Annotated in this window: 21 protein-coding genes; 7 read left to right on the top strand and 14 right to left on the bottom strand. The window is 66.8% G+C overall.

Translation table 11 applies throughout. The features are described 5' to 3' along the window. Positions 1–53 precede the first annotated feature (53 nt). The 3 genes from ppgK to IEX05_RS14615 form a co-directional block, all read right to left on the bottom strand. Positions 54–812, bottom strand: a complete 759-nt coding sequence (ppgK, locus tag IEX05_RS14625) for a polyphosphate--glucose phosphotransferase (protein WP_188703144.1) — start codon at positions 810–812, stop codon at positions 54–56. Between the two features lie 76 nt (positions 813–888). Further along, complete coding sequence (locus IEX05_RS14620; protein ID WP_188703141.1) at positions 889–1,278, bottom strand: RNA polymerase-binding protein RbpA; 390 nt, start codon at positions 1,276–1,278, stop codon at positions 889–891. A gap of 179 nt (positions 1,279–1,457) precedes the next feature. After that, positions 1,458–2,231 (bottom strand): glycerophosphodiester phosphodiesterase family protein, encoded by a 774-nt coding sequence (locus IEX05_RS14615; protein ID WP_188703138.1) that lies wholly within the window; start codon positions 2,229–2,231, stop codon positions 1,458–1,460. Between the two features lie 85 nt (positions 2,232–2,316). On the opposite strand from IEX05_RS14615, the gene IEX05_RS14610 reads away from it, so the two are divergent. Next, positions 2,317–3,087 (top strand): SDR family oxidoreductase, encoded by a 771-nt coding sequence (locus tag IEX05_RS14610; protein WP_188703136.1) that lies wholly within the window; start codon positions 2,317–2,319, stop codon positions 3,085–3,087. A 39-nt stretch (positions 3,088–3,126) separates the two neighbouring features. Here the strand turns inward: IEX05_RS14610 and IEX05_RS14605 are convergent, their stop codons facing one another. Continuing rightward, entirely contained in the window at positions 3,127–4,047 is a 921-nt protein-coding gene (locus IEX05_RS14605) for an AEC family transporter (protein ID WP_188703134.1), read from the bottom strand. A 68-nt stretch (positions 4,048–4,115) separates the two neighbouring features. Here IEX05_RS14605 and IEX05_RS14600 point away from each other — a divergent pair, with 68 nt between their 5' ends. Beyond that, complete coding sequence (locus IEX05_RS14600; protein WP_188703132.1) at positions 4,116–6,467, top strand: ATP-binding cassette domain-containing protein; 2,352 nt, start codon at positions 4,116–4,118, stop codon at positions 6,465–6,467. Between the two features lie 45 nt (positions 6,468–6,512). On the opposite strand, the gene IEX05_RS14595 is transcribed toward IEX05_RS14600, so the two are convergent. The 5 genes from IEX05_RS14595 to IEX05_RS14575 form a co-directional block, all read right to left on the bottom strand. Further along, positions 6,513–6,968, bottom strand: a complete 456-nt coding sequence (locus IEX05_RS14595) for a DUF3817 domain-containing protein (RefSeq protein ID WP_188703130.1) — start codon at positions 6,966–6,968, stop codon at positions 6,513–6,515. 69 nt (positions 6,969–7,037) lie between these two features. Continuing rightward, positions 7,038–8,267, bottom strand: a complete 1,230-nt coding sequence (locus IEX05_RS14590; protein ID WP_229661361.1) for an MFS transporter — start codon at positions 8,265–8,267, stop codon at positions 7,038–7,040. Beyond that, complete coding sequence (locus IEX05_RS14585; protein ID WP_188703125.1) at positions 8,260–8,709, bottom strand: MarR family winged helix-turn-helix transcriptional regulator; 450 nt, start codon at positions 8,707–8,709, stop codon at positions 8,260–8,262. Before IEX05_RS14585 ends, IEX05_RS14590 begins: the two co-directional genes overlap by 8 nt. Before the next feature lie 56 nt (positions 8,710–8,765). Next, positions 8,766–10,235: an MFS transporter gene (locus IEX05_RS14580; RefSeq protein ID WP_188703177.1), complete on the bottom strand. Its 1,470-nt coding sequence runs from the start codon at positions 10,233–10,235 to the stop codon at positions 8,766–8,768. A 2-nt stretch (positions 10,236–10,237) separates the two neighbouring features. Then, positions 10,238–11,869, bottom strand: a complete 1,632-nt coding sequence (locus IEX05_RS14575; RefSeq protein ID WP_229661360.1) for a M20/M25/M40 family metallo-hydrolase — start codon at positions 11,867–11,869, stop codon at positions 10,238–10,240. Here IEX05_RS14575 and IEX05_RS14570 point away from each other — a divergent pair. Next, the gene (locus IEX05_RS14570; protein WP_229661359.1) at positions 11,804–12,448 is read left to right on the top strand and encodes a phosphotransferase; all 645 of its coding nucleotides are present in this window, start codon (positions 11,804–11,806) and stop codon (positions 12,446–12,448) included. The genes IEX05_RS14575 and IEX05_RS14570 overlap by 66 nt on opposite strands. A 36-nt stretch (positions 12,449–12,484) precedes the next feature. Here IEX05_RS14570 and IEX05_RS15545 read toward each other — a convergent pair whose 3' ends face one another. From IEX05_RS15545 to IEX05_RS14560, 4 genes are all read right to left on the bottom strand, one after another. After that, positions 12,485–12,592: an alpha/beta fold hydrolase gene (locus tag IEX05_RS15545; protein ID WP_373286310.1), complete on the bottom strand. Its 108-nt coding sequence runs from the start codon at positions 12,590–12,592 to the stop codon at positions 12,485–12,487. Between the two features lie 175 nt (positions 12,593–12,767). Further along, positions 12,768–13,028, bottom strand: a complete 261-nt coding sequence (locus tag IEX05_RS15610) for a metallothionein (RefSeq protein WP_505744128.1) — start codon at positions 13,026–13,028, stop codon at positions 12,768–12,770. 15 nt (positions 13,029–13,043) lie between these two features. Next, positions 13,044–13,307: a hypothetical protein gene (locus IEX05_RS14565; RefSeq protein ID WP_188703119.1), complete on the bottom strand. Its 264-nt coding sequence runs from the start codon at positions 13,305–13,307 to the stop codon at positions 13,044–13,046. Positions 13,308–13,463: 156 nt separating this feature from the next. After that, positions 13,464–14,396, bottom strand: a complete 933-nt coding sequence (locus IEX05_RS14560) for an SDR family NAD(P)-dependent oxidoreductase (protein ID WP_188703117.1) — start codon at positions 14,394–14,396, stop codon at positions 13,464–13,466. 449 nt (positions 14,397–14,845) lie between these two features. Between IEX05_RS14560 and IEX05_RS14555 the strand changes: the two genes are divergently transcribed. The 3 genes from IEX05_RS14555 (at position 14,846) to IEX05_RS14545 (ending at position 16,938) form a co-directional block, all read left to right on the top strand. Next, positions 14,846–15,316, top strand: coding sequence for an HIT family protein (locus IEX05_RS14555; RefSeq protein ID WP_188703115.1), 471 nt, complete (start codon positions 14,846–14,848; stop codon positions 15,314–15,316). A 43-nt stretch (positions 15,317–15,359) separates the two neighbouring features. Further along, a complete protein-coding gene (locus IEX05_RS15485) occupies positions 15,360–16,655 on the top strand; it encodes a GNAT family N-acetyltransferase (RefSeq protein ID WP_308423423.1) in 1,296 nt (431 codons plus the stop codon). Positions 16,656–16,716: 61 nt separating this feature from the next. Then, positions 16,717–16,938, top strand: a complete 222-nt coding sequence (locus IEX05_RS14545) for an SCO4848 family membrane protein (protein ID WP_188703114.1) — start codon at positions 16,717–16,719, stop codon at positions 16,936–16,938. Positions 16,939–16,969: 31 nt separating this feature from the next. Here IEX05_RS14545 and IEX05_RS14540 read toward each other — a convergent pair whose 3' ends face one another. Then, positions 16,970–17,458: a GNAT family N-acetyltransferase gene (locus tag IEX05_RS14540; RefSeq protein WP_188703112.1), complete on the bottom strand. Its 489-nt coding sequence runs from the start codon at positions 17,456–17,458 to the stop codon at positions 16,970–16,972. 75 nt (positions 17,459–17,533) lie between these two features. Between IEX05_RS14540 and IEX05_RS14535 the strand changes: the two genes are divergently transcribed. Next, entirely contained in the window at positions 17,534–18,511 is a 978-nt protein-coding gene (locus IEX05_RS14535) for an arsenic resistance protein (RefSeq protein WP_188703110.1), read from the top strand. The last annotated feature ends 145 nt before the right edge of the window (positions 18,512–18,656 follow it).

The raw sequence follows: 18,656 nt of genomic DNA, 5'->3' as shown, positions 1-18,656 counted from the left end.
TCTGTCCGCACGCTATCGCGAATCGACGCGTCTTCGGATCCTCTTGCGCAAAACTACGAGCCCAGGACGAGGCTCGCGGCTCCGATGATCCCCGCGTTGTTCTGGTGCTCTGCGACCACGATGGGGGCGTTCGTCTTGATACCCGGGAGGAACTTCTCCGGGTTCTTCGAGACGCCGCCGCCCACGATGAACAGATCGGGGGAGAACAGCATCTCGACGTGCGAGTAGAACTTCTGCAGGCGCTTGGTCCACTTCGCCCACGAGATGTCGGCGCGCTCGCGCGCGGAGGCCGAGGCGTAGAGCTCGATGCTCTTGCCCTTCCAGATCAGGTGGCCGAGCTCGCTGTTCGGGACGAGCTTGCCGTCGAAGAGGAAGGCCGAGCCGATGCCCGTGCCGAGCGTCGTCATGATCGACAGGCCGGGCTGGCCCTTCGCGACGCCGAACTTGAGCTCCGCGAGGCCCGCGGCGTCGGCGTCGTTGACGAAGTGGATCTCGCGGCCGAGGGTGTCGCTGAACATCTTGTCGGCCTCGAGACCGACCCATTCCTCAGAGACGTTCGCGGCCGACAGGGTCACGCCGTTCTTGACGATCGCCGGGAAGCACACGCCGATCGGCAGCCCCGCTGCCTCGTCGCCGAGCATCGTCGTGAGCTCGCGGGCGGTGGCCAGCACGTCGGGCGGGGTGGCTCCCGTCGGCGTCGGAATACGGACGCGATCACTTTTCATCGTGCCGGTGGCAAGGTCGACGATTCCGGCCTTCATGCCGGTGCCGCCAATGTCGATTCCGATCGCGAGCTGGGGTGCTTCAGTCATGCATCACATTCTATGGGAGCGCCGGCACGCAAAAACGCCGGGACCCTTGCGGATCCCGGCGTTGGCCTGCGGCGCGTCAGGCGCGCGTTGCCTTCTTCTCGCGGGTCGGGTCGTTGCCCTCACCGCGGCGCTCGCGGATGAACTCCAGTCGCTCCGCGAGGAGCTGCTCAAGTTCTTCAACGCTGCGGCGCTCCAGGAGCATGTCCCAGTGCGTGCGAGCGACCTTGTCGCCGGAATGGTCGACCTCGGTGGCGCCGTCGGCGGTCTGCAGCAGTGCCTCGGATCCGCAGGTGCGGCATTCCCAGGTGGCCGGTGCCTCGGCGTCGGCGGCGAACATCAGTGTCGTCTCTCGACCACACGAGCTGCACACGTACGTGTGCTCCTTGCGTTCCATGAACACGACGCCCTCTTCGCTTTGTAGGCTCTGGGCGCCGAGTCGGATACCACGCAGGCTGCGATCTGCCATGTTCGTGTCCTCTCGTCGTCTGTCAGGTCTAACGAACTGCGCTGTGCGGATCATCCGAAACTGCGCGCGAGCAGAGGGTTTCCCAGCTGATGCCCAGAGGGGACCCTTCGCAGACGCACCGCGTCGTTGCCGATGCATCCCTCACCGCGGACGTTAGCGCGGCGAGACACCGCCGTCAATCACATCGCGTGAAGTGCCTGGTCGGCGACGTCCGTCACGATGCCATCGACTCCCATACCGAGCAGCCTGCGCATCTCCTCGAGCTCGTTGATGGTCCAGACATGCACCTCGACGCCGCAGGCGTGCGCCGCACGGATGACGGCCGGAGTCACGATGCGGATCGGCCCGCGCTTCTCGGGGACCTGCAGCGCGTCGACGCCGCGGAGGACCCGGCGGGCGAGAGCGGGCAGCGGTAGCACCCGCGTCGCGAGGAGGAGTCGAAGGATCACGGACGCGCCCGCGGAGGTGGCGGGCGCGCCGCCCGCCCGCCGCGCCGCGGCGAGCGCGCGTCGGCGCCGCGCGTCGGAAAAGCTCGTGAGCAGCACACGGTCGGAATAGTCCGCGACGATCGCGCCGGCGGGATCCGCGGCGGCCGCCGCCTTCACGTCGATGTTGAATCGCGACTCGGGAAAGCCATCGAGCGCCTGCGCGAGGGTCGCGAGCCCTCCGCGCGTCGCCATGATCCTCTCGAGTTCGGCGAGCGTGACGTCCGCAATCGCCCGCGGGTCGCCGGTGACCCGCTCGAGGGTGTCGTCGTGGAAGAGCACGACGACGCCATCGGACGTGAGATGACAATCGGATTCGATGATCTGGGCGCCCGCCGCGTGTGCCGCGGTGATCGCGGCGACGGAGTTCTCCACGATGCCCTCCTCGCGCATCTCGTCGGTGACGAGCCCGCGATGGGCGAGGATGCGGGGGCTGCTGAGCCCGGTGAAGAACGGGTGTGACGCCATGCCGCGACGTTAGCACTCATGGGTATCGCGGTCGTCGTTCGATAGTCTCGAGGAGCTTTCGCCCGTTCGAATACAGGAGACGCTCGTGTCGTACCCGATTCCCGCCGGAACCCTCGCCGGCAAGACCGCCCTCGTCACCGGATCGTCGCGAGGCGTCGGTGCCGACACGGCGAAGTTCCTCGCCGCCGCCGGCGCGAACGTCGTCATCAACTTCCGCAACAAGGCGCCGCGCGCCGAGAAGCTCGCGGCGCAGCTCAACGAGGAGTTCGGCACGCAGACGCTCGTCGTCGGCGCCGACCTGACCGACGCGGACTCCGTCGCCTCGATGTTCGGTGCCGTACGGGATGTGTTCGGCGGTCTGGACATCCTCGTGCTCAACGCGTCCGGCGGTATGGAGGCGAACATGGGCGAGGACTACGCCATGCGCCTCAACCGCGACGCGCAGGTCGGCGCCCTCGACGCCGCGCTCCCGCTGATGCGCGCCGGTGCCCGCGTCGTCTTCGTCACGAGCCACCAGGCGCACTTCATTCGCACCACCCCGACGATGGAGGCGTATGCGCCGGTCGCGCTGTCGAAGCGCGCCGGTGAGGATGCCCTCCGCAAGCGGATCCCGGAGCTCGCGGAGAAGGGGATCGACTTCGTGGTCGTCTCGGCGGACATGATCGAGGGCACGATCACCGCGACGCTGCTCAACCGTCTCGAGCCCGGTGCGATCGATGCGCGCCGCGAAGAGGCGGGCAAGCTGCTCAACGTTGCGGAGTTCGCGGCGGAGATCGCCGAGGCGGCGATCGACGAGATCCCGGAGAACAACGAGCGGATCTGCGGCGACACGTCGAGCTTCAACCCGATCGTCTGATCGAGCGCAGAAGGCCCGGCGTGTTCGCCGGGCCTTCTGTCATCCCAGGAGCAGGGCCGCGGCGACGAGCACGGGGGCGCACCCGAGCGTCGTCAGGAAAACGGTGTCGCGCGCGATGATCAGGCCGATGTTGTAGCGCTGTGCGTAGTTGAAGACGTTCTGCGCGGTCGGCAGCGCACCCAGCACCGTCACGACGAACAACGCGTGATCGTCGAGACCGAAGAGGAATCGGCCGATCAGGTAGGCCGCGGCGGGCATCAGCAGGATCTTCATGGCGGTGGCGAGGAGTGCGTCGCGCCTCGTGCCGGGGCCCGTCAACACGCGGCGCCCGTGCAGCGACATGCCGAAGCTGATCAGGATCACCGGCACGGCGGCATTGGCGAGCAGCTGCATCGGTTCGTGCACGATCGGCGGAATCTCAACCCCGGTGAGCGCGACCGCCAACCCGACGAAGGAGCCGAGGACCATCGGGTTGCGGAACGCGCGCAGCACGGCCTTCCACCACTTCGTCTCGCCGCTCGAGAGCGCATCGAGAACGGACAGCGTGATCGGGGTGAACACGATCTGCTGCAGCAGCACGATGGGGGCGGAGTACGCCGCGTTGCCGAGCAGGTACGTCGAGATCGGGATGCCCATGTTGTTCCCGTTGACCTGGCCCGCCGAGAGCGCGCCCATCACCGTGTCGCCCCAGGACCTCTTCCACAGGAGTTTTGCGACGACGCCGTATATCAGGAAGATCACGGCGGCGGCGATCGCCGACACGGGAAGGAGCGAGGAGAACAGCATGGCGATGTCGGCCTCGCTCAGGACCACGACCATGAGGAATGGGTTCAGCACGAAGAACGACAGCTTCGCGAGGATCGGGCCACCCTCGGCACCGAGCAGATCGATGCGTCCCACGACGTATCCGATGACGATTGCGAGGCCGATGACCGCGAAACCGGTCAGAATGTCGAGCATGCGCGGGGTCGTCCTCTCGTGGGCGTGAGACTTCCAATCTATCGCCGCGGCATGCGACGATCTGTCCTATGACCGTTCACCCTGCCGACCAGCACGACACGATCCGCGTGCGCGGCGCCCGCGAGAACAACCTGAAGAACGTCGATGTCGACCTCCCCAAGCGCCGGTTGACGGTGTTCACCGGCGTGTCCGGATCCGGAAAGAGCTCGCTCGCGTTCGACACGATCGCCAGCGAATCGCAGCGCATGATCAACGAGACCTACAGCGCCTTCGTGCAGGGCTTCATGCCGCAGCTCGCGCGCCCCGACGTCGACTCCCTCGACGGCCTGACGACGGCGATTCTCGTGGAGCAGGAGCGTCTCGGCGCGAACATCCGATCGACCGTGGGCACGGCGAGCGACGCGAACGCGCTCCTCCGCATGCTGTTCAGCCGTCTGGGCGACCCGCAGATCGGCCCGCCGAACGCGTTCTCGTTCAATACGCCGAGCGTGAAGGCGTCGGGCGCGATCCTCATCGAACGCGCGGGCAACACGAAGCGCCAGCGCGCCGAGTACAACGTGCTCGGCGGCATGTGCCCCGGATGCGATGGCACCGGCCGCGTCAGCGATCTCGATCTCTCCCAGCTGTACGACGGGAGCCTGTCGATCAACGACGGCGCGATCCTGGTGCCCGGGTACAAGGTCGGTGGATGGAGCGTGCGGCAGTACGCCGAGTCGGGCTTCTTCGACCCCGACACCCCCGTCGATCGTTTCACCGAGACCGAGCTGCACGACTTCCTCTACCGCGAAGACACCAAGGTCAAGATGAGCGGCGTGAACATGACTTACATGGGTCTCGTTCCGCGGATCCAGCAGTCGATGCTCTCGAAGGATCGCGAGCAGCTGCAGTCGCATCTGCGCGCCTTCGTCGATCGCGCCGTCGCGTTCGCCCCCTGCCCCGCGTGCGAGGGCACCCGCCTCGCCGAGCCGGCGCGATCCTCACGGATCGCGGGTCGCAACATCGCCGATTGCTGCGCGATGCAGATCAGCGACCTGCTGTCGTGGGTACGCGCGCTCGACGAGCCGGGCGCTGCGACCCTGCTTCACGCGCTCGACGAGCTCCTGGCATCTTTCGTGGAGATCGGCCTCGCCTATCTTTCGCTCGATCGTGCGGCGGGCACGCTGTCGGGTGGTGAGGCGCAGCGGTTGAAGATGATCAAGCACCTGGGCTCGCCGCTCACCGACGTCACCTACGTGTTCGACGAGCCGACGGCGGGCCTGCACCCGCACGACATCGAGCGCATGAACCGGCTCCTCCTGCAGCTCCGCGACAAGGGAAACACCGTCCTCGTCGTCGAGCACAAGCCCGAGACGATCGCGATCGCCGACCACGTCATCGACGTGGGCCCGGGGGCGGGATCCGCCGGCGGCGAGATCGTCTACGCGGGATCCGTCGACGGGCTCCGCGACGCGGGCACCGTCACGGGCCGCCACCTCGACGATCGTGCCCGTGTCAAGGACTCGGTGCGCACTCCGACGGGCGCCATCGCGATCCGCGGCGCGTCGGCGAACAACCTCCGCGAGGTCGACGTGGATATCCCGACGGGCGTGCTCGTCGCGCTGACGGGCGTCGCGGGATCGGGCAAGAGCTCGCTCGCCGCCTCGCTCACGGGCACGGAGGGCGTCGTCTTCGTCGACCAGAGCGCGATCAAGGGGTCCTCTCGCAGCAACCCCGCGACGTACACGGGACTCCTCGAACCCGTGCGGAAGGCCTTCGCGAAGGCCAACGGAGTGAAGCCGGCGCTCTTCAGCGCGAATAGTGAGGGCGCCTGCCCGACGTGTAAGGGCAATGGCTCGATCACCACCGAGTTCGGCTTCATGCAGGGGGTGACGACGCCCTGCGAAGACTGCGGTGGTCGCCGGTTCATGGCGGAGGTCCTCGAGTACACGCTCGGCGGGAAGTCGATCGCCGACGTGTTCGACATGCCGGCGTCGCTCGCTCTCGAGTTCTTCTCCGTCGGTGAGTCCAAGGTGCCGCCCGCCGCGAAGATCCTCCAGCGGCTCGTCGATGTCGGCATCGGGTACATCACCCTCGGGCAGTCGCTGAACACCCTCTCCGGCGGAGAACGCCAGCGTCTGAAGCTCGCGGTGCAGATGACGGAAGGCGCCTCGGTGTACGTGCTCGACGAGCCGACCACCGGACTGCACCTCGCGGACGTCGAGAACATGCTCGCGATGCTCGACCGCCTCGTCGACTCGGGAGTGTCGGTCATCGCGATCGAGCATCACCAGGCAGTGATGGCGCACGCCGACTGGATCATCGATATGGGTCCCGGCGCGGGCCACGACGGCGGAACGGTGGTCTTCGAGGGAACCCCGAGCGAGCTGGTCGCATCGCGGGCGTCGCTCACGGGGGAGCATCTCGCGGCATACGTCGCATAAGCGAAGGGCGGCCCTCGGGCCGCCCTTCGTCGTTCGGGATCCGTGTCAGGAGAGCTCGACGGGCGGGCCGAGCCACAACAGGACGACGAAGACGATCACGACGAGCGCGCCGAGGAGGAGCGCTGCGAGCGCGACGTGGCGTAGCACCCACGCCAGGATCCGCTCGGGGAGCGTGCGCGGCTCCTCATCGCCGGATCCGAGACGCCACCGCCGCGCGAGGAGCCCCGCGCGATCGGTGGCGATCTCGAACGGCCACGTCGCGAACGGGATCACCGAGAGCGCCAGGCCGAGGACGCCACGCCCCGCACCCCACCGCCCGTCGACCCAGACGATCACCGTGACGACGCAGTAGGCGAGAAAGACGAAGCCGTGCACGCCGCCCGCCACCGGCACGAGGGAGTCGGTCACGCCGACGCCGCGCAGGATCATGGCGGTGATCAGGCCCGCCCAGGTCACGACCTCGGCCAGCGCGAACGTCTTGAACAGCGAACGGGGAGTCATTCTCTCACGGTACCGACGGCGGATATGAGGGAGCCTCAGCGCGCCGCGCTCATCGGCGGGCAACGGCGTTTAGGGATGCCCGGAACGCGGCCGAGCGGTGCGCGCGATATGCGCCCGGATGGCGATGGTCACCGCCACGCCCAGCAGGGTGGCGACCGCCGTCATCGCGAACACGACAGGCGTGCCCAGCGTCCCGCCGAGCGCCCCGGCGACGATCGGGCCGGAGACCTGACCGACGTACTGCGCGGACACGTTATAGCCGAGCACGAGGCCCACCGATGTGTCCGGCACGAGGCGTCTGATGGTCGCCACGACGGTGGGGGTGATCCCGCCGAGCGCGAGACCCGTGGCGAACCTCAGCGCGGAGAACGAGATGAGATCCGGGGCGAGTGCCTGCAGGGCAAGCAGCACCGTCGCGGCCGCGAGGCTCACCGTGAGCACGCGCAGGTGACCGACTCGATCCGCGAGCTGGCCGAGCCACGGGCCCGACAGGATGGTGCCGAGGGCGGACAGCGAGAACACCACGGCCGCGAAGACGGCGACTCCCGAATCGGAGCCCGTCAGGCGCTCAACGTGAACGGTGATGATGGGTTCCGCGGAGATCGTCGCGAACATGAGGATCGCAGAGAGACCGAGTAGCGCAAGGATCGTGGATCTGCCGGGGATATCGCGCCAGCGCACGGCTGTCGCCTTCCTCGTCTCGGTGCGGGGCCGCCGTACTTCCTTGAGGAGGAGCGCCGTCCCCAGGAAAGCGACGAAGATGAGCGCCCCCACCGCGAAGAACGCCGTCTTCACGTCAAAGGCCTCCGCGAGGCCCCCACCGAGCAGGGGGCCGACAATGTTGCCCGCCATGATCGCGGACGAGAGCACACCGAGCGCCCAGGCCGATTTCTCCTTCGGGGTCTGAGCGGCGACGAGGATGGTCGCACCGGACGAATATCCGCCGAGGAGCCCGGCTAGCAGGCGGAGGGCGACGAGCTGCCAGACGTTCTGCGACAGCCCGATGAGCGACATGGCAATCGCCATGCCGAGGCTCGCCCGGATCAGCATCGATTTGCGCCCGTAACGGTCGCCGAGATGACCCCAGAGCGGGGCGGTGAGCGCCGCGGTGAGAAACGTCGCCGAGTACGCGATGCCGGACCAGCTCGTGATCGCCGCCGTGTCGCGGACGCCCAGGTCCTCGACGAAGAGCGGCAGAATCGGCAGGATCAGCGTAATGCCGGAGACCGTGGTGAAGGATCCGACGGCGCTCACCACGAGATTGCGTTTCCAGTGCGGCGAGCCCTGCGCCTCACTCACGAGTGCCCGCCTGTGCGTAGGTCGCGTCGATGAACTGTTCCAGCGCGGGCAGGGCGGACAGGATCCGGTGCCGGGCATCGGCGTCGATCGATTCCAGGCTCGCGGCCACGCGGCGCGCGCGGCGGGCGCGGCGCGCGTCGAGGGCGTTCCGCCCCTCGGCGGTCAGCGCGACGACGACCGAGCGTCGATCGCTCGACGATGCTTCGCGCGTGACCAGCCCCTCGCCGTGGAGCCGGTTCACGAGCTGCGTCATCGCGGGTTGCGTCACCCGCTCGGCACGTGCGAGGCCGGTGATCCCGCTCGGTCCGCTCGTGTCGAGACGACTCAGCACCGCGGCCGCGGCCTGCGAGAGCGGGTCCTCTTCCGTCAGAGGACGGAACGCGCGCACGAGACGCTCGATCGCAAGGGAGAGGCGGGTGGCGTCGTCCGGCTGCGGATTCATAGGGTGATTATTACATAAACACCTTATGCACGTGGACGGCGGATCCCACCCATTCGCTACGCTCGCGAGGGAGCGGTGCGTGCGGATGCGTCCTGAAACGCGCCGCGCGGCACGACGAGCAACGCCGCGGCCGCGACGAGGGCGGTGACGCCACACACGGCCCACACGGTCATGTAACCGGCGAGAGAGCCCGCGGTTCCCGTTGATACGCCGGTGGCCAGCGCGATACCGAAGGCGCACGATGCGACCGCACCGCCGACGGTCTTGACGGAGTTCGTGAGGCCCGTCGCCACGCCTGTCTGCGCCGGGGGAGCGGCGGCTGCCGCCGTCGCCGGGAGCGAGGCGACGAGGGCACCGGAGCCGAGACCTGAGACCACCATGTTCATGACGACCTGCGCGTACGCGTCGTGCAGGGGAAGGAACAGCAGATAGCCGACACCGACGAGCGCCGCCGCAGCGATCAATGCGCGGCGCGGGCTCATCAGGCGCGCCAGCGACGGGTAGGCCAGCGCGCCCGTGATCATCGCGATGAGGTAGATACCCATGATCAGGGAGGTGGCGAAGCCCGTCGTGCCGAGGCCGTAGCCCGCGGTGGCGGGATCCGTCCGAGCGAAGGTCGACAGCGGAGCCTGGGCGCCCAGGACGCTCACTCCGAACAGTCCCGCGGTGAGGAAGACGGGCCAGAGCGAGGGGTTGGCGAACATGCGCACGTCGATGAGCGGGTCGTCGTGACGTCGCTCCCAGAGGGCGAAGGGCACGATGAGCGCAAGCCCCGCCATGGTTACACCCCAGGCGAGGAGATCGGCAGGCCCATTGACGCGCAGCAGGCTGAGCCCGCCCGTGAAGGCGACGAGTGCGAGCGAGATCAGGATCAGCCCGGTGGTGTCGAGACGGCCTCCGACGGGTGCTGCGGATTCTTTCACTCCGAAGAGAATCACGAAGAAGCATGCGGTGACCGCGATGCCGGGAACGAGAAGGACGGTGTGGAGCTCAAGGGCATCGACGAGCGCGCCCCCTCCCAGAGCCCCGATGATGGCGCCCGACTCGAGGGCGGCAACGAGGACGCCCGCCGCGCGCGCCGTCAGGGCCGCGGCACCCACGGATCCCGTGCGGTCGACCGTTTCTCCCCGCCGCCCAATGCCGGCGAGGTGCGCACGGCCGGCGAGGTGCGCACGTGAATACACCAGCGCGATCTCGAGGGGCAGCCACACGACGTAGGCGCCCTGGATTGCCCAGCAGAGGAGAAAGGTCCAGAACGTCGTCGCGAACGGCAGGGCGAGCGACGCCGCGGCGACGATCGCCGTCGATATCAAGAGCATACGCTTGTGTCCGAGCATGTCGCCGAGTTTGGCGAAGGCGGGAACGACGAGCGCCGAAAGCATGAGCTGCGTGCCCTCGAACCAGTTCACGTCGGCGTCGTGGATACCGAGCGCACGCGCGATGTCGGTGAGCATGGGCGTGTAGTAGCCCTGCAGGATTCCGCTGGTGAACTCGACGACCGCGAGGAACCCGACGATCGTCCACATCCTCACGTGAGGCTCCGGATCAGCGCCGCGTGGAAGGCGCGCCCCCTCTCGAGGCTGTCGATCGACACGTGCTCGCCGATTCCGTGAATCGAGGCACGCTGTTCCGACGTCATCGTGAGCGGCGCGAATCGATACACGTGATCGGAAATCGCGTGAAAATACCGGGCATCCGAGGCCTGCATCATCAAGTAGGGAGTCGGCACCGCGTCGGGGTAGGCAGAACCCACTGCTTCCGCGATGAGCTCGAACTGTGGTGCGTCGACGGGGGAGAGCGGTGTGGGATCCGCACCTTCGAGTGAAGAGACTGCGATGCGGGAGTCGCCGATCCGCCGCCGCACCCGTCGAGTGACGCTGTCAACGGACTCACCCGGGATGATTCTGAGATTAAAGGTGACACTCGCAGACGCGGGTAGAACGTTCGGCGCTGAGCCGCCCGTCTGAAGTGTTGCAGCGATCGTGGTGCGCACAAGCGCCGCCGGCTCCCCGCCGAGTGCGGCGAAAAGTCGACCTGCGAGGAAGCGGCTGTGGGAGAGCAGCCGATACACAATCCGTGCCGGCCCCGTCGCCCGATCAGCGAGCGCGTGGAGCATGCGCACGATCGCTTCTGGCGTGCGAGGGCGAAACGTCGCGGGCGTGAGACGAGCGGTGGCGCGGGCCAGGCGATCAATCGCGCTGATACCGCGGGGAGCCGACGCGTGACCCGGTTCGCTTGTGGCGGTCAGCTTCAGCGTGACCTGACCTTTCTCGCCGGTCCCGATCATTGCCGCGCTGCCCGCGGTGTACGGGAGCGGAGAGTCGACGACGGCGCCGCCCTCGTCTAGGACAAGCCAGGGGCGGATGCTGCGTGAGCGCAAGGTCTCGACGATCGCCGCCGCGCCTGCGCCGAAGGACTCTTCGTTGCCTCCGAAGGATAGATAAACATCGCGAGCGGGGGAGAAGCCGTCGGTGAGAAGCGACTCGACTGCCTCGAGAATGACCAGGAGCGGCCCCTTATCGTCGAGCGCGCCGCGTCCATGCACGACGCCGTTCTCGATGCGGCCGCTGAACGGATCCTCGCCCCACTCGCTCGAGTCCGCTGGCACGACGTCGTAATGCGCCATCAGCACGAGCGGGTCCTTGTCGCGCGCACCCCGCCAGCGGAAAAGCAGACCGCGATCCGTGATTCGTTCGCGTTCGAGCGCGGCGTGGACGTTCGGATACAGATCTTCGATGAGCGCGACGAACGCCTCGAACGTGGCATCATCGCGATCCGCGACAGTAGGGATCTGAATCATCCGAGAGAGGTGTTCTGCCAGCGGTGAGAACTGCGTCATGGCGCGAGCGTACCGCGGCACGGCGGCCAATGGTACGGTGTCGCGGTGACTGATTGGAGTGGTGGCCTGCTCGATCCACGGCAGGCCACGCGCGTGAACGCATGGCTGGGGGAGACGGAGCTCGTCAGTAATCTTTCGTGGCATCTCGTCGACACCGTCGTCCTCCACGCGCGATGCGCCGACGGCGACGTCATCGTTAAGGCCGCGGGGCCGGCGAATCACCACATCGGCCGCGAGATCGCGGCGCATCGCGCTGTGACGACGCCGCTGATCTCCGCGCACCGCACAAGCCGGATGCTGCACGCGGACGAGGATCTCCACGTGTTCGTGCTGGAGTATCAGCCAGGAATTCTGGTGCAAGGGAGCGGGCACGATCTGTCGCCCGACGTGCACCGGCAGGCCGGTGAAATGCTACGACTCATCCACGAGGCCCAGCCCCCGCGGCGCGACGAGGAGTATGTCAGCAGCCTCGTCTCGCGTTCGATGAGATGGCTGGAAGCCAATCACCGCATTGATCCGGCTGATGAACGCGCGGCGCGTGGCGTTCTCGATTCCGTTTCACCGAAAGCCGTCGATCTCGTGCCGACTCACGGCGACTGGCACGCACGCAATTGGCTGATCGATGGCAACCGAGTGACTGCGATCGACTTCGGCAGGTATGCAAGACGTACGCGTTCGAGCGATTTCTGTCGCCTTGCCGTGAAGGAATGGCGCGCGGCGCCCTCGCTCGAGCGAGCGTTCCTCGACGGATACGGGGCTGATCCGCGCGTTGCGGACGTGTGGCATCTCGAGCTGCTTTGCGAGGCGATCGGAACTGCGGCGTGGGCGCGTCAGGTGGGGGACGGCGCCTTCGAAGCGCGCGGCCTGCGGCACGTCAGCGAGGCGCTCGAAATGTTCTAACATGCTCACCCGACACCGGCAGAGCAACGTAGCGGTTCAGGTCCTCGGTGAGGCGGTCGTCACCGTATCCGACCGGGGCTCGTCGCTGCGACAAAATCCGCGTCGGTCGTAGGTGATCGTTCGGTAACCAGCCGCCGCGAACACGGGCACCTGTTTCGTCCAGCCCTCGCCCGACACGTGCTCCTCACCCTGCCCCGTAATGGCAGGAAGCTTCGAGCGCTGACAAGGCCATGAGCGATCGTCGCTGGCGGCAAAGAGCCCTCTGAGTGGGTGCTCTTCGCCGCCAGCGACTTTGCTCACGGCCTGCGAGGTCAGCTCGTCACGACGCGGGACTCGCTTCACGCGCTTCGATGCGGTCCGTCAGGTCGGATTCTCCCTGAGCTCGCGCGCAGTTCGCACAGCAGAAGATCCCGTCCGGGTTCTCAACACCGTGGCCCAAAATCCGGCACCCGCAATGGGCGCACGTGGGTGCCATGGCGTGGGCAGCGCATTCGAAGCTGTCGAAAGTGCCCGACCGGTCACCCTGCGTGAGGGTGAAAGCCTTGTCGTACTGGTTACCGCAGGTGTCGCAGGTGGCCACGTTAATCGCGGTCTCTCAACTCTGACCTGCGTCGGACGGGGCGGAGGGGGCAGAACCGCCCAATCGAGCGACGAGCATCTGCTTGCCTTGCTCGCCCGCCTTCAGGCTGTTGTGCTGCACCTTCCGAAACCACTCCGCCAACTCCGTGTCGCCTGCCTGCTCGGCGTCGGCGATGTATGTCTCCATTTGCCAGGCGTTGTTCAACGTCGCGGCCAAGAAGGCGATCAGGTTGTAGTTCTCGTCCTTCACCGGACTTGCCGGCGTGCTGCTGTTGCTCATGCCATCTCCGTTCTGGGTGTGACTGTCCGGCCTACGCTAGGAGCGCGTGCTGTCGCTGTTCAGGGGGTTGAGGGCAGGCGAAGGGGTATGCTAACGCCCTCATTCCGAAGCTCTTTCGCTCGACGATGAAAGACAGCGCATGTGCGGGAGCAGGGATCACTGTTCGTTTTGTGCGGCGTCCTCGCGTTGCATCCGCTCCCGAATACCGCCCTCGACACCGACGCCTTCGGGCATCGGCTCGTAGAGCGAGCCCGTGGTGTGGGGAGCGGGGCGCCCCTTCTCTGCTTCGGTGTCGGCAATTTTCGCCGAAAGTCGCTCGGTGAGGTCGGGGAAGAGATTGTGAGAGAGGTTCGCCGCGCGCGCTTTCGGTCCGACGGGCTGTTCCTCCCTGGGGTTCATGCACGCGGCCACGATCGCATCCACGACGATCGATGGATCGTCCATTTTCGCCATTCGTGGCGCGTGCCCGGTATAGTTCGCCGCGTGAGTCCACCAGGGCGTGTCGACCGCCCACGGCATAATCGTGCCCACCCTGATGTTCTCGTTGTCGCCGGTGAGCCGAAGTTCCTCGTTCAGGGTCCGACTCAAGCTGAGCACCGCCGCCTTCGATGCTGCGTACGAGGACTGGTAGGCCAACGGCACCTCGCTGTCGATTGAGCCGACGTTAATGAGGAAACCGGACTCTTGTGCGCGGAAGCGGCGAAGTGCCGCGTGCGCGCCGTAGATCAGGCCCTTGAAGTTCACGTCGATGACCCGCGCATGGTCTTCGATGGGGATATCCCAGAACATGCCCAGCGCTCCGACGCCGACGTTGTTGACCCACACGTCTATCCGCCCGAACCGCTTCACGGTCGTGTCCGCAAGGCGCGAGACCGCCGCGGGATCGCTGACGTCGGTACCTACGGCCAGCGCGCTGCCCCCGGACCTTGTAATTTCAGAGACGAGTTCATCGAGGACGTCGGTGCGGCGTGCCGCGAGAACGACGTGTGCACCGAGATCGGCCAGCTTTTCTGCCGCGCCGCGACCGAAGCCGCTGGACGCGCCGGTGACAACGATGACCTTGTTCTTGAGGTTCTGGTAATCCGTCATGCCGCCCAGCCTGGTGTCGCCTCTCCAGTGCCGACAGGCCCTTGCGCTGTCGACGAAGCTCTGTGCGATGTTCTTCCACGATGGGAGGACCGAGCGCGGGCGCACGCCGCGGCGATCAGCGCAGCAGCACCGGGCAGGTGTCGATGGGGAAGCGGAACGGCCGGTGGGAGTGTACGCCCGCGCGCGGCCCGTCCTGATACTTCGCTCGACCGTGCAACTCCTATGAGGCCGACGGCGTGGTGCCGGAACTCCTCGGAGGAGTTGTTGCGGGACCTGGTGTTGATCTTCTCGCTTTCCCAGCGTGAAGAGGGAGTCAGCGTCTCTAAGATCAACGGCCAGGGCCCACCTAGATCATGCCCAACTACACCTAGGGTGTCGCCGATAATGCACATTATGTCAGTTTACTGATGGCGGGCAGCGTACAGGTGCTCCCCGTGTGAGGATGAAACATGTCCTGGCCGACGCATGCACCAGACTCGTACGAGTGTCCGTTCTGCCGCTTCCAGCGAGGGATCTTCGACGAGTGGAATGATCCGTCGGATGTCGTCGCCGTCACGGAGCATGTCGTTGCCCGCATCGCGCCGAAATGGTGGCCGGACAACCCGGGCGGCGTGCTCATCATCCCTCGTGCGCACGTCGAGAACATCTACGGCCTCTCCACAGTCATCGGGCACGCCGTCTGGGATCTGACGCAACGCGTCGCGGAGGCAATGCGTACGTCGTACAGGTGCGAGGGCACGTCGATTCGACAGCACAACGAGCCTGCAGGCGATCAGGACGTGTGGCACGTCCACATGCACGTGCTCCCCCGACACGCCGGGGATCGCCTCTACCTGCGCCATGACGAGGCGCGATGGGTCGACCTTGAGGAGCGGAAGCCGTACGCGCGACGACTTCGGGAGAAGCTTGTTCGCGCTTAGTATACCGGGCGGCCGACCGGTTCTGTTCACTAGGCTGACCCGCATGTCGACCGACCTGTTGGGCGCACTCCCCCGCACCCTCTCCGATACCGACATCGCCCTGGCGCCGTTTATCGGGAACGAGGACATCAGCGAGCTCTATGCCGCGCTGACCGCCCCTGTGTGGGAGCACGCGCCCGGAGGTGCGCCCGCTGACGCCGGCGATCTTCGTCGGCGAATGATTGCACGCATCGCCGGTGATCCGCCGTTGTGCCGTACCTGGTTGATCCGTCTCAAAGGCGCGATCGTCGGCACCACGTCACACTTCGTCCTGTCCGACCAGCCGGATGCTCTGGAGATCGGCGCGACCTACATGTCCCCCACGGTGTGGGGTTCGGGCGTGAATGCGCGCGTCAAGCGACTCATGATCGAGGCGGCGCGGGACGCGGGCGCTCGACGAATCGTGTTTCAGACCGACGAACGCAACCACCGCTCCGCGCGGGCGATCAAGAAGCTCGGCGCGCTCCCGCGCGGTAGCCGCATCGAGAAGATCATCCGGCCGGATGGATCCGTGCGCACAAGCCTGTTGTTCGAACTTGCGCTCGACGAAGTCCCGCTGTCCAGCGGGAACGCCGGAGGTGTCGTCGTGCGGGTCGGCGACACCGTGCGCAAGTCCTGGACGGGATCGACGGAGAGCGTCGCAGACTACGTGCGGCACCTTCGCGAATCGGGTGTCGATGCGCCGCGCATTGTCGGCCGCGACGCGCACGCGAGGCAGGTCATCGAGTACGTCGACGGCGTCCTCGCGATGGGCCGAGAACCACTCACACATTCCGAGCTCCACCGCGTCGGGGAGACGGTTCGAGCGATTCACGACGCCAGCGCCTCATATGTTCCCCCGCCGGATGCGCGATGGGACACCCTCCTGGAGCCCGCCAACGCCGAGCTGATCTGTCACAACGACCTCGCGCCATGGAACCTCATCACGGGGGATCGCTGGGTCTTCATCGACTGGGACGGCGCGGGGCCAAGCACTCGACTGTGGGATCTCGCATACGCGGCTCAAGCTTTTACTCTCAACGATGCGGGGCGTGACCCTGACGAGGCGGCGCGCGAGCTCTCCGTTTTCATCGACGGATATCGCGCGGACGATGCGCTCCGCACAGCACTCCCCCGCACCATGCACCGGCGCGCGGCGGCGATGCACGATCTGCTTCGCGAGTCGCACGACACCGGCCGTGAACCGTGGGCGTCCATGTACTCGACGGGGCACGGCGAACATTGGCGGCGCGTGTCCCACTACGTGAAGCAGCACGAACAGGTCTGGGCGCGCGCCCTCTCGCCTAGCGAACACCTGTAGGTCGAAGAAGCGCTCGCTGCGCATGGTGAGGGCAACAACAGCCGTGCCATACGCTGAGGGGATGACCATCCTTGCCGTCGTCCTCTTTCTCAACGCCGCGTTCAACGTGCTCACCTGGCCGAACTTCTTCCGGCGCGTCGTGAAGGATCCTCGGGCCCGTGACGCCAACGGCAAGGCCACGACGTTCCTCACGGTGCACCTGTACATCTTCATCGCGGCGATGGTGATGGCGACACTCTCGCTCGTCGCCGGCGTCGCAGCGCTCGCTGGCGGCTTCGACTGACGCGCAACTCATCGCGTCGGCCCGTACGTCGCTACAGCGCCAGCTGCAGCAGTACCAGGTCGAGCCAGCGGCCGAACTTCGTGCCGACTTCCGGCATCCGCCCCGTCTCGACGAAGCCGAACTTCTCGTGCAGGCGGAGCGAGCCGGTATTGCCGGACTCGATGGCGGCGACCATGACGTGCACGCCGTTCTCGCGAGCCCGCGCGATGAGCTGTGTCATGAGCGTGCCGCCGATGCCGGATCCGCGCTGGTCCCCCCGCACGTACACCGAATGCTCGACGGTGTGACGGAATCCGTCGTGGGGGCGGAAACTTCCATACGTGGCGTAGCCGACCACGTCGTCATCGTCCGTTGACACGAGCACCGGGAACCCGCTCTCCTGCCGTTGCGTGATCCACACAGCGCGGTCGGCGGCATCGACGGTGACGTCGTTCCAGATCGCCGTGGTGTTCAGGACGGCATCGTTGTAGATCTCGGCGATCGCTTCGGCGTCTGCCGCGCGTGCGTCTCGCACCTGCATGAGTGTTCTCCCGGGAAAGGGGCGAGGAATCCCGCCAGGAAAATCGTAGGGCCAGAAGCGGCGAGAATGGACAGAATGAGCGCGGGAACGGCATGGATGGAGCGGCACCAGGTCGCGCTCTTCCTCGGTGCGCTCGGGGTCGGTGCGGCGGTGGGCGTCGGACTTCCGAACGTCGCCGGGGCGGCGGGCGCGGCCGTGAGTCCGGTTCTCGGCCTGCTGCTCTACGCGACGTTCCTCGGGGTGCCGTTCTCACGGCTTCGGAGTTCGCTGCGGGACGGCAGGTTTCTCCTCACCCTTGCCGTGCTCAACTTCGCGGTCGTGCCGGCCGTCGCGTGGGCCGTCACCCGTCTGATCTCGGGTGAGCGAGCCCTCCTCGTCGGTGCCCTGTTCGTCCTCCTGGCGCCCTGCATCGATTATGTGATCGTCTTCGCCGGCCTGGCCGGCGGATCCGCGAGCAGGCTTCTCGCCGCGTCTCCCCTGCTGATGCTCGCTCAGATGGTCATGCTTCCGCTGTACCTGCGACTCTTCGTCGGATCCGAGGTTGCTGCCGCCGTCGATCCGCGCCCCTTCGTTCAGGCTCTCGTCCTGCTGATTCTGTTGCCGATGGCGGCCGCCGCACTCACGCAATTCGCCGCGTCACGCACGCGCTGGGGCTCGGGAGTCCACCGCACGGCGGCCGGCGCAATGGTGCCGCTCATGATGCTGACACTCGGGTGCGTCACCGCATCCCAAATCGCCGGTGTCGGCGCGCACCTCGAATCGCTCCTGCGGCTGGTACCGACATATGTGCTCTTCGTTGTCGTGATGATTCCCCTCGGCGCGATCGCGGGCCGCGCAGCGCGGCTGGACCCGGCGGCGCGGCGCGCGGTCATCTTCAGCGGAACCACGCGCAACGGGCTCGTCGTGCTGCCGCTCGTCCTGGCGCTCCCCGCGGAGTTCGGCCTCGCACCCCTCGCGGTCATCGTCCAGACGCTTGTGGAGCTCATCGCGATGGTCGCGATGGTGCGCCTCGTGCCGCGGCTGGTGCCCCGCAGGCGTCCGACGCTGAACTAGCATCAGCCGATCGCGTCGCCTAGGCCGTGTTGATCAAGTCTGATTTGATCCAGATGAGCGTCGCGGCGAGGCTGACGGCGGCTCGGTAGCTGCGGAGGAGCTTGTCGGAGCGCATCGCGATGCCGCGCCACTGCTTGAGCCGGTT

The sequence above is a fragment of the Microbacterium nanhaiense genome (assembly GCF_014646015.1).
GTDB lineage: Bacteria > Actinomycetota > Actinomycetes > Actinomycetales > Microbacteriaceae > Microbacterium > Microbacterium nanhaiense.
Note: the sequence above shows the minus strand (reverse complement) of the source record. Positions and strands in the feature narration are given on the sequence as shown.